At 71.1% G+C, this 14,225-nt stretch carries 10 protein-coding genes and 1 tRNA gene; 7 read left to right on the top strand and 4 right to left on the bottom strand.

Features of this window, described 5'->3' with window-relative positions; all coding sequences use genetic code 11:
• Positions 1–26: 26 nt before the first annotated feature.
• Positions 27–1,034: a hypothetical protein gene (locus OG520_RS05175; protein WP_406012349.1), complete on the bottom strand. Its 1,008-nt coding sequence runs from the start codon at positions 1,032–1,034 to the stop codon at positions 27–29.
• Positions 1,035–1,479: 445 nt separating this feature from the next.
• Between OG520_RS05175 and OG520_RS05170 the strand changes: the two genes are divergently transcribed.
• The 3 genes from OG520_RS05170 to OG520_RS05160 are packed head-to-tail and all read left to right on the top strand — an operon-like array spanning position 1,480 to position 5,610.
• On the top strand, positions 1,480–2,913 hold the full coding sequence (locus OG520_RS05170; protein ID WP_406012348.1) for an FGGY family carbohydrate kinase: 1,434 nt from the start codon (positions 1,480–1,482) through the stop codon (positions 2,911–2,913).
• Between the two features lie 19 nt (positions 2,914–2,932).
• Entirely contained in the window at positions 2,933–4,381 is a 1,449-nt protein-coding gene (locus OG520_RS05165; RefSeq protein WP_406012347.1) for an NAD(P)/FAD-dependent oxidoreductase, read from the top strand.
• Complete coding sequence (locus OG520_RS05160) at positions 4,378–5,610, top strand: FAD-dependent oxidoreductase (RefSeq protein ID WP_406012346.1); 1,233 nt, start codon at positions 4,378–4,380, stop codon at positions 5,608–5,610. Before OG520_RS05165 ends, OG520_RS05160 begins: the two co-directional genes overlap by 4 nt.
• 7 nt (positions 5,611–5,617) lie before the next feature.
• Here the strand turns inward: OG520_RS05160 and OG520_RS05155 are convergent, their stop codons facing one another.
• Positions 5,618–5,986, bottom strand: a complete 369-nt coding sequence (locus tag OG520_RS05155; RefSeq protein WP_406012345.1) for a hypothetical protein — start codon at positions 5,984–5,986, stop codon at positions 5,618–5,620.
• Between the two features lie 133 nt (positions 5,987–6,119).
• Entirely contained in the window at positions 6,120–6,656 is a 537-nt protein-coding gene (locus OG520_RS05150; protein ID WP_266429937.1) for a DUF309 domain-containing protein, read from the bottom strand.
• 108 nt (positions 6,657–6,764) lie between these two features.
• Here OG520_RS05150 and OG520_RS05145 point away from each other — a divergent pair, with 108 nt between their 5' ends.
• Together OG520_RS05145 and OG520_RS05140 are read left to right on the top strand one after the other, a co-directional pair.
• The gene (locus tag OG520_RS05145; protein WP_399333281.1) at positions 6,765–9,398 is read left to right on the top strand and encodes an ATP-binding protein; all 2,634 of its coding nucleotides are present in this window, start codon (positions 6,765–6,767) and stop codon (positions 9,396–9,398) included.
• A 49-nt stretch (positions 9,399–9,447) separates the two neighbouring features.
• Positions 9,448–9,521: transfer RNA gene (locus OG520_RS05140), tRNA-Pro, on the top strand.
• A gap of 110 nt (positions 9,522–9,631) precedes the next feature.
• Here OG520_RS05140 and OG520_RS05135 read toward each other — a convergent pair.
• Positions 9,632–10,849, bottom strand: coding sequence for a tyrosine-type recombinase/integrase (locus OG520_RS05135; protein WP_406012344.1), 1,218 nt, complete (start codon positions 10,847–10,849; stop codon positions 9,632–9,634).
• Positions 10,850–12,303: 1,454 nt separating this feature from the next.
• Between OG520_RS05135 and OG520_RS05130 the strand changes: the two genes are divergently transcribed.
• Together OG520_RS05130 and OG520_RS05125 are read left to right on the top strand one after the other, a co-directional pair.
• Entirely contained in the window at positions 12,304–12,537 is a 234-nt protein-coding gene (locus tag OG520_RS05130; protein WP_266921361.1) for a DUF6059 family protein, read from the top strand.
• Positions 12,538–12,724: 187 nt separating this feature from the next.
• Entirely contained in the window at positions 12,725–14,122 is a 1,398-nt protein-coding gene (locus OG520_RS05125) for an IS1380 family transposase (protein ID WP_406012343.1), read from the top strand.
• The last annotated feature ends 103 nt before the right edge of the window (positions 14,123–14,225 follow it).

Below are 14,225 nucleotides of genomic sequence, written 5' to 3'. Positions count from 1 at the left end.
GAGGCACGGCGTCGCGGCGCCTCCGGTCAGCGCTGGGGCCCCCGCCCGGGGGTACGGGGCGCCGCGAGACAGCGGCTGCGGGCGCGCAGGAAGACATCCTCGGCGTCTCCCGGGCCCTTGCGGCCACGCGTGCGGTACGCCCAGGGAACCGAGGTGAAATAGGGGCCCAGCTCCTCGAACACCGCTGCGGCCTCGGCGAATTGGAGGGCTCCCCACAGGGCGTGGGCCAGATGGTTGAGGTCGAGCAGGGAGTGGGAGATCGGTGCCGTACGGCGGAACCAGAGCTCCAGCGCACGGGCCGCGTCCCGTTCCGCGTCCTCGGTGACCCAGTGCAGGTCCAGGGCCTTCTCGTGGCCCTGCTCGCGGCGGTAGCGCTCGACCCGCACATACAGGGGCAGCACGTGCAGCGCGGAGCCGTCGGGTGCCGAAGAGGCCGCCCACTGGACGAAGTTGACCGCCTCCGAGAGGGAACCGCCGGCCTTTCGCGCGTATACGAACTGGAGCATCCGGTGGTAGGCCTCGCGGTTGCACGGATCGCGTTTGTCAGCCTCCGCCAGCAGCCCCCACGGACCGGGAAAGAGCATCGGTCCCGGCGGATGCAGCCGGTGCTCCTCCAGCTGCTGCCGCTCGTCCAGCTGGGACAGGGCCAGCAGGCACACCCATGGCACCGGGTCCGCGGGCGAGGCGTTCGCGGCCGTCCGGCAGGCCTGCCAGGCCTCCGCCCACAGCTCCTGGGCCCGGTGGTGGCCCTCGCGGTGGGCGCGCACGGCACGCTCGACGACGACCCGCGCCTGCATCACCGCGGCGGCGACACTCCGGGGATCCTCGGCCAGCCAGGCCTGTACCGCGTCCGAGCCGGCGGCGACCGCTCCGAGCACCTGGGTGCGTTGGGTCCACAGGGTCCAGTCCGGCGTACTCTCCAGCAGGCTCCGCATGGACATCCAGCGGCCGGTGCGCAAATCCTGTAACGCGACGCGCAGATCGTTGTCATGGCCGGCCGGGTGGTAGACCGGCCGGAAATCACTGTTGGCCATGGACTCGCCCTGCCCCCGTACGACGGGCCGGCATGCGACGGTCGGAAGATCTCCTCAGCACGTCACGCAACCCGGCGGTGGCATGGAACCCGTGCAGATGCGAAAGGCCGGGGAACCGGTGAATCGGGGTTCGGTACAGGGTGTCGGTCTCATCAATCCTCAAGGACGTGGGGGGTGAAGCAGTCTGTTGAAAAACGAACTGCTCGAAAGCGTCCGGTTGTTGCTCGGCGGTGAGTGTAAGGCCAGTCACTCCGAACTCCGGACCGATTCGCGGATCTTACTCAAGTCAGCTGATTCTCCAGGACGTTGAAAGATGTACCGGTTCTTCCGGTCGTGACCTGGGGGCGGCTCTTGACGTACGCGGTGGTCTGCACCACTCTGGGCGGCGAGTTCAGTGATCACGCTTCCGTTCAAGCCGCAGAGCTTCCGCACCGCTGGAGAGTCGATGACAGGCCCGGTACTCGCCGTGGACCAGGGCACGTCGGGGACGAAGGCTCTGGTGATCTGTCCCGAGCGCGGCGTGATCGGTTCCGCTTCCGTTCCGGTGAGGCCCCGGCACGGCGCCGGGGGAGTGGTCGAGGCGGATCCCGCCGAACTGCTCGGCTCGGTCGTCGAAGCGGGTCGCCGGGCGTTGCGGGAAGCTGCCGAACCGGTTTCGGCGGTCGGCCTCGCCAACCAGGGCGAGACGGTGCTCGCCTGGGATCCGGAAACGGGGCGGCCGCTCACCGACGCGATCGTCTGGCAGGACCGGCGCTCCGCCGCGATCTGCGACGAACTCTCCCCGTACGACGAAGAGTTGACGCATCTCACCGGGCTTCCCCTCGATCCGTACTTCGCCGCACCGAAGCTGGCCTGGATCCGCCGGGAACTGACCCGGGAGGGCGTCGTCACCACCACCGACTCCTGGCTCGTCCACCAGCTGACCGGAGCGTTCGTCACGGACGCGGCGACGGCCGGGCGCACCCAGCTGCTCGACCTCGACCGGGTCGGCTGGTCACCCCGGGCCCTGGACATCTTCGGGCTCGGCGACGAACGACTGCCGGACGTCGTCGACTGCGACAGCACCGTCGGTACGACCACCGCCTTCGGCGGTGAACTTCCGCTGACCGGCCTGCTCGTGGACCAGCAGGCCGCCCTGCTCGCCCAGAACGCCCTGGACCCGGGCAACGCCAAATGCACCTACGGGACGGGCGCCTTCCTGCTCGCCCAGACCGGGCCCGCCCCGCGCCGCGGCTCCACCGGACTGGTCAGCTGTGTCGCATGGCGACTCGGTGGCCGTACGAACTACTGCCTCGACGGGCAGGTCTACACCGCCGCGTCCGCCGTCGACTGGCTCTCCGGCCTGGGGGTGATCTCCGGCGCGGCCGACCTCGACCCCGTCGGCACGACCGTCCCCGACTCCGGCGGCGTCACCTTCGTACCGGCACTCGCCGGGCTCGCCGCCCCCTGGTGGCGCGGTGATCTGCGCGGATCGGTGACCGGCCTCGGCCTCGGCACCACCGCGGGCCATCTGGTGCGCGCGCTGTGCGAAGGCATCGCGGCGCAGGTCGTCGAGCTCACCGAGGCGGCCGCGACCGACCTCGGCTCGCCACTGACCTCGCTCCGCGTCGACGGTGGTCTGACCCGCTCCGAGCTGCTCATGCAGACCCAGGCGGACCTGCTGCAACGGCCCGTCGAGGTGTCCGCCCTGCCCGACGTCACCGCCCTCGGCGTCGGAGCGGTCGCCCGGCTCGGCCTCGACCCGGGCCTCCCGCTCCGCCGGGCCGTGCCCGACTGGAAGCCCGCCGCCGTGTACGAACCCCGGATCGGCGCCGACGAGGCGGCCGAACGGCTCGCCGGCTTCCGGACCGCCGTGCAGGCCCTGCTGGACCATGCCTGAGACGTACGAGAGTCACACGATGAGCCCCACGATCACCACCGCCGGAGAACTGACGGCCGACGACCTGCCCGGTACCCGGCCGGACGGCGGGCAGGGTGCCCCGGTCTACGACGTGACCGTCGTCGGCGCGGGCGTCGTCGGCGCCGCCATCGCCCGGGAACTGGCCCGCTACCGGCTGCGCACCGCGCTCCTCGACGCCTCCGACGACATCGGCAACGGAACGTCGAAGGCCAACACCGCCATCCTGCACACCGGTTTCGACGCCGTACCCGGCTCACTGGAGGCCCGGCTCGTCCGCGAGGGGCAGCAGAGACTCCGCGCGTACGCGGCCGAGACCGGCATCCCCGTCGAACGCGTCGGAGCCCTGCTCGTCGCCTGGGACGAGGAACAACTCGCCGCGCTGCCCGCCCTGTTGGCCAAGGCGGAACGGAACGACTACCACGCGGGGCGGCTCCTGGACGCCGGTGAACTGCGCGCCCGCGAACCCCATCTGGGCCCCGGCGCCCTCGGCGCACTCGAAATCCCCGACGAGAGCATCATCTGCCCCTGGACGACGCCGCTCGCCTACGCCACCCAGGCCGTGCGCGCCGGAGTCCATCTGCACCTCAACTGCCGGGTGCGGCACATCGACAGCGGCGACGACGTCCACACCCTCACCACCACCCGGGGAACGCTGCACACCCGCCATCTGATCAACGCCGCCGGACTCCACGCCGACGAACTCGACCGGGAACTCGGCCACGACGACTTCACCGTCACCCCGCGCCGCGGCCAGCTCATCGTCTTCGACAAGCTCGCCCGCGGTCTCGTCGGCCACATCCTGCTCCCGGTGCCCACCGCCGCCGGCAAGGGCGTGCTGGTCGCACCGACCGTCTTCGGCAATGTGCTGCTCGGCCCCACCGCCGAGGACCTCGACGACAAGACCGCCACCGGATCGACCGCCGACGCGATCACCATGCTGCGGGAGAAGGGCCGCCGCATCCTGCCGGAACTGCTCGACGAGGAAGTCACCGCCGTCTACGCCGGACTGCGCGCCGCGACCGGCCAGGAGGACTACCGCATCCGGTCCCGGCCGGACCGGCGGTACATCGCCGTCGGCGGCATCCGCTCCACCGGGCTCACCGCCTCCATGGCCATCGCGGCCCATGTCATGGAACTGCTCGGCGACTCGGGCCTCGATCCCGGGACACCGTCCGAACTGCCGCCCGTCACCATGCCCAACCTCGGCGAGGCCTTCCCGCGCCCGTACCAGGACGCCGGACTCATCGCGGCGGACCCCGCGTACGGCACGCTGGTCTGCCACTGCGAACGGGTCTCCGCGGGCGAGATCAGGGACGCCCTGACCGGTACGGTGCCGCCGCACTCCCCGGACGGCCTGCGGCGCAGGACGCGAGCCGGGAACGGCAGGTGCCAGGGTTTTTACTGCGGGGCCGCGGTCCGCGCACTGTTCGAAGGGGCCCGGACATGACCAGGCGCGAGCGGACCGTCGACGTGCTGATCGTCGGGGGCGGCCCGGCCGGCCTCGGCGCCGGGGCCGAACTCGCCGCGTCCGGAGCGGGCCGGGTCGAGATCCTGGAACGCGAACAGACCGCGGGCGGCATTCCCCGCCACTGCCACCACGGCGGATTCGGCGGCCACGCCATCGAGGGAGGGACGACCGGACCCGCGTACGCCCGCGGCTGCGTGGCCGCCGCCGTGCGCGCCGGGGCCACCCTGCGCACCGGTGTCACCGTCACCGGCTGGGCCGGACCGCTGACCGTGGACACCACCGCACCCACCGGCCTCGAACGGATCACCGCCCGCGCGATCGTCCTCGCCACCGGCGCCCGCGAGCGCCCCCGCAGCGCCCGCCTGGTCCCCGGCAGCCGCCCACCCGGCGTCTACACCACCGGCGAACTCCAGCAGGCCGTCCATCTGCACCGGCAGCGGATCGGCAGCCGCGCCGTCGTCATCGGCAACGAACCGGTCGGCCGTGCCGCGGCCGACACCCTGCGCGTCGCCGGCCTGGACGTCGTCGCCATGGTCACCGACCAGCCGTCCTCCCGGCTCGCCGCCCTGACCCGGCCCGGCGACCGCACCCCGGTCCTCGGCCGCACCACCGTCACCGCGCTGACCGGCCGGGAACGCCTCACCGGCGTCGCGGTGCGCCACCACGACGGCCGGACCACGACCCTGCGCTGCGACACCGTCGTCTTCACCGGCGACTGGATCCCCGACCACGAACTGGCCCGGCGCGGCGAGCTCGCCCTCGACCCCGGCACCCGCGGCCCCGCGTACGACGCCGCCCACCGCACGACCGGGACCGGGATCTTCGCCGTCGGCAATCTGCTGCACGGCGTGGAGAGCGCGGGCTTCGCCCTCGCCGAGGGCCGGGCCGCCGCGGCGCCTGTACTGCGCCACCTGACCACGGGCGCGTGGCCCACCGGACGGACGCCCCTCGCGGTCGACGCCCCGCTGCGGTGGATCGCACCGAACCTCATCGGCCCCGACGGCGGCCTCCCGCTCCGCGGCCGCTTCACCCTGCGCACCACCGGGAGACTCGCCTCGCCGCTGCTCGTCGTCCACCAGGACGGCCGGGAGCTCCACCGGCAGCGGCTGCTGCTGCCCGCCGTCCCGGACCGTGCGTTCCATCTGCGCGCCGACTGGCTCGACCGGGTCGATCCGCACGGCGGGACCGTACGGATCGCGGTGCGTTGACCGTACGTCAGGGAATGAGCAGCCAGTCCGATCCGATCGCCGCGACCAGGCCGACGGCCAGCAGCCAACTGCCCAGCCGGGTACGGCCGTTGCGGCTGAGCTCGATCACGATCCCGCACAGGATCAGCGCGAGCCCGTACACCCCGACCACCAGGACGGACGACCGGCTGGCGATCCGCAGCGCGAGGACCACCGCCATCGCGGCCATGCCGACCGACGAGAGGACCATGCGCAGCCGTCTCGCCTGGCGTGGTGTCAGCTTCCGGTCCCCGGTCCCGTCGGCCTCCTCGGAGGCCGTCTCCGCGACGGCCTCGGGGTCGGCCTCCGGGACGGGTATCGGGGTGTCCACGGCCTGGTCCTGGTCAGAAGTGCTCATGACGCGCGATCGTAATGGCTGCGGGCCGCCCTGTTCACCGCTCCGGGCGATGGGCGGCGAATATGAGGCAGGTCCGATGCCTGCCCGGCCACTTACCGCCCCTCGCACCGGTACGACCCGGGCCCGGTCCGGGCTACGGGCCCGGGGGCCGCAGATGCGGTGCCTCGGCGGCCGCGTCGACGGGCTCGGCACGCGCCGCCCGTCCGCCTGCCGTGCCCCCGCCGTCCGCGGCCGTCCCCGCCGCCACCCGTCCGGCCAGCTCCTCGGCCCAGCCGATCAGCCCGTCGACGCCGATCCCGTACGGCCGGACCGCGGCGAACTCCGCGAGCGCCGCCGCGCCGCGCCGCAACAGCCGTGCCCCGCCCGTCGAATTGCCCCGGGCCGCATGGGTCAGCCCCACGGCCAGCTGTGCGAGCCCGCGCCACAACTCCCGCTCGGCCACCGGGCCGGACTTCCACGCGTCCTCGAACACCTCGTGCGCATGGAACGGCATCCCCGCGTCCAGCAAGCGCTGTGCCTCCCGCACCGTTTCCTCGGGGGTGCGGACCACCCCTTCCGGTTGCCGTTCGACTCCCGGCGCCCCGTACGGAAGGGGGCGCCCCAGCCCGTCACGCGGGCGTGCGTTGCGCGCCCTGCCCTCGGTGTCACGGTCCCTGCGTGTCTCGTCCACTCCACGATTGTGCCCCGCACCTGCGGCGAACTGTCCGAACCACTGTCCGTGGACCCCCGGACACGACTAGTGTCGAAAGCCATCCGTACCACCCTGGGGAGGGTAGGCATGAAGCCGTCCCGGCCGCTGTACGAGCGCGAACCGGAACTCGCCGCCGCCGCACAAGCCGTGGACGCCCTTTGCGGCGCCCAGGCCGCCGGCGGGCTGCTGATCTTCAGCGGCGAGGCAGGCATCGGCAAGACAGCACTGCTCGGCGAGATCCGGACGATCGCCGCCGACCGCTGCACGGTCTGGTCCGCACGAGGCGGCGAAACGGTCACATCCGTGCCGTTCCACGTCGTACGCCAACTGCTGCAGCCCGCACTCGACCGATTCCCGCCCGACGAGGTGCGGGCCCTGTTCGGGTCGTGGTTCGAGATTGCCGCGCCGGCCCTCGGGCTGGCCGAGCCGACCGGTCCGCAGCCGGACCCGCAAGGTGTGCGGGACGGCCTCGACTTCGTCGTCGCCCGGCTCGCGTCCCGGCTGAGCCACCGCCCGCTGCTGCTCATCATCGACGACGCGCACTGGGCGGACGGCGAATCCCTCGCCTGGCTCGCCTCGTTCACCGCCCGCCTCGGCGAACTTCCCGTCCTGGTCGTCCAGGCGCACCGCCCGGAAGAGCTGGCCGCGCGCCAGAAGGAGAGCGGACCGGGCAGTGCCCACCCGTCCCAGGTACGCGTCGCGCTGCGCGCGCTCACCCCGGACGCCACCGCGGAGCTGGTCCGCGCGGCCCTCGGCGAACACGCCGACGACCCGTTCTGCCGCGAGGTGTGGGCCGTCACCGGCGGCAACCCCTACGAGGCGGTCGAGCTCGTCGCCAAGGTGCAGGACCGTGAACTGGCCCCGCTGGAGGAGTCGGCCGGGCTGCTGCGCGAACTCGGCGCCTCGGCCCGCGGCAGCGGACTCGTCGCCCGGCTCGAACGGCTCGGTACCAATGCCAACAGGTTCGCCTGGGCCGCCGCGGTCCTCGGCACGGACATCTCCCAGGACCTCGCCGCCACGCTGGCCGGAATGAGCCCGGCCGAGGCCGCCGACTGCACGGCACGACTGCGCGAAGCCCGTATCGTCACCGGCTTCGACCCGCTGGAGTTCGTCCATCCGCTCATCGCGAGCGCGGTCTACCGGTCCATCCCGCCGGCCACCCGCACCGCCATGCACGGCCGGGCCGCCTGGGCGATCACCCGGGCCGGACTCGGCCCCGCGGCGGCCTCCCGGCACCTGCTCGAAGTGCACCCCGACGACGACCAGGAACTGGTCGAGCAACTCCGCGAAGCGGCCAAACAACACCTCGCCGTCGGCGCCCCGGAGGCCGCCCGCCGCTGCCTCGAACGCGCCCTGCAGGAACCACCGCGCCAGCGCGTGAAGGCCACCCTGCTGTACGAACTGGGCTGCGCCACACTGCTCAGCTCCCCGGCCACCACCGTCCAGCACCTGCGCGCAGCCCTTGAGATGCCCGGACTCGACGACGACCAGCGGGTCGACGCCACCTACCGGCTCGCGGCCGCGCATTCGCACAACAACCAGCTCAAGGAAGCGGCGAACGCCCTCGCGGCGGAGGCTGCACGCACCGCGCCCGGCCCCGGCCTCATGCGGCTCCAGGCCGCCCACTTCCTCTGGGAGGGCATGCAGGCCGGCGAGGAGGACGGCCCCGGGCGCTCCGGCCGGCTCGCACGCAACGCCGACCATCTGCACGGCCGCGACAACGCCGAACGCGCCCTGCTCACGCTCCGCGCCTTCGACGCCATGCTGCGCGGCGAGAACGCCCAGCTCGTCGTCGACCTCTGCGAACGCGCCCTGGTCGACGGCCACCCCGCCCGGGGGCTCGGCTGGACCGATACGGAGTGGGGCTTCGAACTGCCGACCCTCGTCGGCATCACCTACGCCTTCACCGACCAGCTCGACCGGGCCGAGGAACTCTTCGGCGAGGCCGTCCGCGCCTTCGAGATCTCCGGCTGGAGCGGCGCGCACCTCGCGTTCGCGCACACCCTGCTCGGACTGGTCCACCGCCGTCGCGGACGGCTGGCCGAGGCCGAGGGCTTCCTGCGCGAAGGGCTGCGCCTCGCCGACCGCGTCGGCAGCGGACTTCCGGTCCACTGGGACGCGGCCTGTCTGCTCATCGACACCCTGGTCGCCCGCGGCCGTGTCACCGAGGCCCGCGAGATCGCCGACCGCTACTCCTTCGGCGCGCCCTACCCCAGCGCGATGGTGCTGCCCGACGGGCCGTGCGTACGCGGTCGGCTGCTGCTGGCCGAAGGCCGTACGAAGGAAGCGATCGTCGAACTCGAAGCGGCGGGCCAGGCCCTCGAACCCCGCGGCAGGTTCAACGGAGTGTGGGCTCCCTGGGCCGGCGACCTCGCCCGCGCCCTGGCCGAGGAGGACCCGGCGCGCGCCGCCCAACTCGCCACCTCGGCCCGGGTGCACGCCGAACGCTTCGGCACGGACACCGCGATCGGCGAGGCCCTGCGCTGTGTCTCCCTCTTCGCCCGCCCCGAGGACGCCGTCCACCTGCTGGCCGAGTCGGTCCGCCACCTGGAGGCATCCCCGTCCGCGTACGAACACGCGCTGGCCCTCGTCGACTACGGCATCGCGATCCGCTCACCGCGCGAACTCGCCAGAGCTCACAAACTGGCCACCGCATGCGGCGCGGAATCCCTGGCAAACCGCGCCCACCAGGCACGGGCGTCGATCCGGGCCTCCGAGTGAGGTAATGTTTGTCCTGCGAAGCCGCCCGGCAGCACCGGGGGAATCGCATCGGGACGTGGCGCAGCTTGGTAGCGCACTTGACTGGGGGTCAAGGGGTCGCAGGTTCAAATCCTGTCGTCCCGACTGGAGACAGTCGCAGATCAGGGCCGGTTTCGGAGCAATCCGAAACCGGCCCTTGATCATTTTTGGGGACCAGTTGGGGACCAGCTGGAGGTCCGGCGTCCTTGACCGGGTCAGCGGGTCATGACGATGGGGCTCGGCAGCGAGCGCGGTGCGCGCAGCACGTTGAAGTGGGCCGAGAGCGCCGCCCCGGCGGCCGTGATCTTGTGGACGTCCGGGTGAAGGTAGCGCTGGGTGGTGGTCAGTGAACCGTGGCCGGCGATTCTGCGGAGCACGTGTACTTGGACCCCGGCGTCGGCGAACCAGGTCAGTCCGGTGTGCCGGAGGTCGTGGCGGCGCAGATGCTCGTAGCCTAGCTCGGTGACCACGTCGTCCCAGTGTGTGGCGTCGCGCAGGACGGCGGTGGAGATACGTCCGCCTCGCGGGCCCGTGAACAGGCGGCCGTCCGGATTGGGGCCGGCGGACAGGATGCGCTGGGCGACGAGGGGGCGGATCTCCTCGACGATGGGAACCTTGCGGGCCCGCTTGCCCTTGGTGCCCTTGTCGGTCAGCCCGCCGGGCGCGGGTGTGGTCTGACGCCGCACGGTCCAGATCCACTGGGTGGTGTCGATGTCTCCGACGCGGCAGCCTGAGATCTCTCCGATCCGTGCGGCGGTGCACGCGGCGAAGATGACCACGTCTCCCCAGCCGCGGTACTCGTCGTGGGAGGCGGCCACGAGTGCGTCGGCCAGTGCGACGAGTGTTTCCCAGTCGGGCAGGGCGAGTGCGCGTGGGTCGAGGAGTTCGTCCTCGGCCTGCTTGTAGAGCTTCTGCCAGCCGGTCACCCGGGCGGGGTTCACCTTGATGATGCCGTCGCGGACTGCCTGCTCCATGACGCGGACCAGGACGGCGATGGTGTTCTTGACCGTTGAGCGGCTGAGCTCGTCGGCGATCCAGTTCTGCACGGTGCGGTCGACAGCGCCGTTGGTGATCATCCGGACCGCGACGTGGCCCAGGGCGGGCACGACACGCATTCGCCAGCCTGACAGGTAGGGGTCGAGTGTTTTCTGCTCCAGGCCGCGCAGGGCGAGGTCCATGTTCGCGTTGCCGTATTCGGCGAGCTTCATGGTGGCGAGCGACGGGGACAGCCCTGCCTCAGCCGCTTCGATGATGGACTGGAGCCACTCCTGCGCTTCATCCTCGTCCGCCTTCCCCTCCGACAGGGACAGACGCCGCTTCGTAGCCGGATCGAACCAGCGGACTCGCGCGCGGTACGGGTTGGGGCGATCAGGCCGGTACTCGATGTCGGTGGTGAGTCGGACACCGACCGGCACAATGGCCTTGTCGGTCATCATGCGACTCGGCGCGGGACGGTCCGGTGGCGACGCAGCCATTCTTCAACGTCGACCGCGCTGTACATGATGACGCGTTCCGAAACTGAGACGAACGGCGGGCCCTGGGGTGGCCGAGCGGTGCGCCAACGGCGCAGAGCCGAGGTGTTCACACGCAGGCAGGCGGCGAGGTCGCGCGTCGAATACCAGGCATTGGCCAGGAGAGACGACCCGCTGTCATCTCGGACGAAAGGGGCACCGCCCTCATTCTTCGTGTGCGTCTGACGGTCTGTGTAGTCTGCTATCGGTTCGGTGGGCAAGGGCGGTGGATCTCCGGGGGGTATGGAGCACCAAAGGGGTACCGAAGAAGGCGGTCGGCGACAAGCGACGCGGCCCGCAGGTGGAGAACCATGGGGTTCTGCATGCACAGAAGCGGTGAGTCCCTTCTGATGGAACTGATCCGCAGTGGTGCTCTGGGCAAACGGTGGACAACAATCGTCTGCAGAAGCGCCGGTTTGGCTAACCGGCGATGTTCGGCTATGTTGCCCTCATTTGCGACGCGGTGAGCATCACGTACTGTGCCGATTAATGTTTCTCGATGACCCATCATGTGGAGTGCGTGGCGATTCTGGAGCCGGAAGTAGGGGCTCTGACCTGCCCATTCTCTGGGATTTCGGGCATCGGTCCGGTACTGCCGGCCTGTTTCCATGGGTGCGTGACGTGGAGCAGGCCGCATGCCGGACCTACGCCCCTGACCCGCGGTTCGACCGGTGACGGGGGAGACGGGCGCGGTGCCCCGATTCTTCGCAGGGCAGTTCTGACGCTCCCGTGACGTTGGATCTGATGGAACGTCAGGTCGCGTGAGGGGCAGTGCCAGGGGGCACGGTCCGTGCGTAGAGGCGGGCGGGGGCGACTGGGCCAGGGCGTCCTACGGATGGAGCCCATCGATCGCCGAGCCCCCGACGCGGCGAAATTTCGGTGCAACATCGCCCGCGCCGTACCGGCCATGCCCTCGCCCCCGTCAGTCGCACGAGCACGCGCCGCCGGGATCTCCAAGCCCGAACCACCTCTGTTCTGGCTGGCGGTGTTTGTGATCGTGCCCCCTGACCGTAGCCGCGGCAGTGGGCTGTGGGCGACGGTGTGGCACGGCCACACGGACCACGAGCGGTCAAGACAGCAGTGCCGACACTGACAGAAGCCGGACAGTGCTGCTCATTGTGGCGTTCGCCGGTGATGGAGGGCCGCCGAATTCTACCGCCGTGACGGCGAAACGCGTGCGGAACTGCTGTCCCGACGATCCTGGCGAGCCGCTCCACAGGTTTCCGTCGTCCCCCGGCTGCCGCGAGCGGTCCCGGTCCCGTACGAGTGGGCCGAATCCCGTATTTGAGCGGGGTTATAGCGCGCGACGGCAGGGTGACGGGGTCTGTAGACGGATGGGGGTGAGTCGGTTGGCTTTCCGATGTGTTGCGCGATGGGTGGCGCTGTGGGTCGTACGCGGGACGAAGGACGTCTGGCATGGGCTGGTGGCGTTCGGCGAGGGGCTGCTGGGCGGCTTTCCCCCGGGCGACGGGCAGGAGCCGCTCGCCGGACCGCTGCCCGGGCATCCGGAGCGGATGCGGCCCGACATCCCGCTGAGCGCGGTCGAGCGGGAAATCGCGAGGGAATTGGCGAAGCTGCGCGACTGGCTTCCGACGAGGAGTTTCTGGTGAGCGAGGCAGCGACGGAAGCCGAGGCCGGGGTGCGGCGCCGGATCACGGAAGTGGAGAACGTCTTAGCCTTGATCCACCGATGAACAGCCGGTCCAGGGCTTGGACATGAAGGCGCGGATGCCCTCTGAGCTGGGACGATGGGACTTCCTACGGTTCGATATCCACAGAGCAAGAGAGCACCCGCGAGATGCAATCTTCCCATGCCGCGTCGGCGGTGTCGGCCGCGTTCGACGATCAGAATCTCATCGCGGATGCCGGGCTGGTCCCGGTGATGCGGCTGGCCGAACGGTGCGGGCTTTCGCGCCTGGTGTCGGAGAAGGTGATGCTGACCGGGGCGGCAAACGGTGCGGGTGCAGCAGCCGACGCCAAGGTCACCAGCATCGTGGCAGGCATGGCCGCAGGAGCCGACAGCATCGATGACCTGGACATGCTGCGCCACGGTGCGATGCCGACCGTGTTCCGAGAGGTCCGTGCCCCGTCCACACTGGGCACGTTCCTCCGCGCGTTCACTCACGGTCACGCCCTCCAACTGCACGCGGTGCACCGCAGGTTCCTCGGCGAACTGGCCGCGCACACCCCGCTGCTGCCCGGCTCGGGCGAGAAGGCGTTCATCGACGTCGACTCCACCCACAAACGGGTCTACGGCCGCACCAAGCAGGGCGCCGAGTACGGCCGGTTCAAGGGCATCCGCACCCTGCACCCCCTGCTCTCCACGATCTGCACCCCTACCTCGCGGCCGGTGATCGCCACCGTGCGGATGCGCCGCGGCAAGGCAGCCGACTCCCGCGGCGCCCCGAAATTCGCCGCCGAGGCCCTGGCCACCGCGGCCGAGGCCGGCTGCACCGGCCTACGCGTCCTGCGCGCGGACTCCCAGTTCTACAACGCCGGGGTCATCGCCGCCTGCCGCCGCAACGGCGCCCACTTCTCGATCACCACGGGCATGAACCCCTCCATCAAGCGGGCCATCCACAGCATCCCCGACACCACGTGGCAGCAGATCACCTACCCCACCGCAGTCCCCGACCCAGAGACCGGAGAACTCATCTCCGACGCCGAAGTCGCCGAGATCCCCGCATACACCGCGTTCACCGGGCGCAAGAAGAGCGAGCAGGTAACGGCCCGGCTGATCGTGCGCCGGGTACGCGACCTGGCCAAACCGCCCACCACCGGCGAGCAGGGCGAGCTGTTCCCCATCTGGCGCTACCACCCGTTCTTCACCGACAACCCCGCCCCAACCCTCCAGGCCGAGCGGGAACACCGCCACCACGCCGTCGTCGAGCAGGTCATCGCCGACAGCAAAGCCTCCGCCCTGGCCCACCTGCCCTCGGCACACTTCCACGCCAACGCCGCCTGGCTGACCCTGTGGGCGATGGCCTACAACCTGCTGCGCGCCGCAGGCGCTCTGGCCGGCGCCTTCCACGCCAAGGCCACCACCGCCACCCTGCGTGCTCACCTGGTCCACGTTCCCGCCCGGATCGCCCGCTCCGCCCGGCGCCTCACCCTGCACCTACCGCAGCGATGGCCCTGGCAAGACGCGTGGGCACAACTGTTTGCCACCGTCCACGCGCCGCCCGAGACACCCTGACGCCACTCCCCACCCCGCCCGCCAGGGCCCGACCCAAGCCGAATCGTGGAAAAGCTGGGCAGACCAGCGGATACACCCTGTCCGCACTCAGCTGACAGTCCGA

Origin of the sequence: Streptomyces sp. NBC_00984 (assembly GCF_045162475.1) — a bacterium.
Taxonomy (GTDB): Bacteria; Actinomycetota; Actinomycetes; order Streptomycetales; family Streptomycetaceae; genus Streptomyces.
Note: the sequence above shows the minus strand (reverse complement) of the source record. Positions and strands in the feature narration are given on the sequence as shown.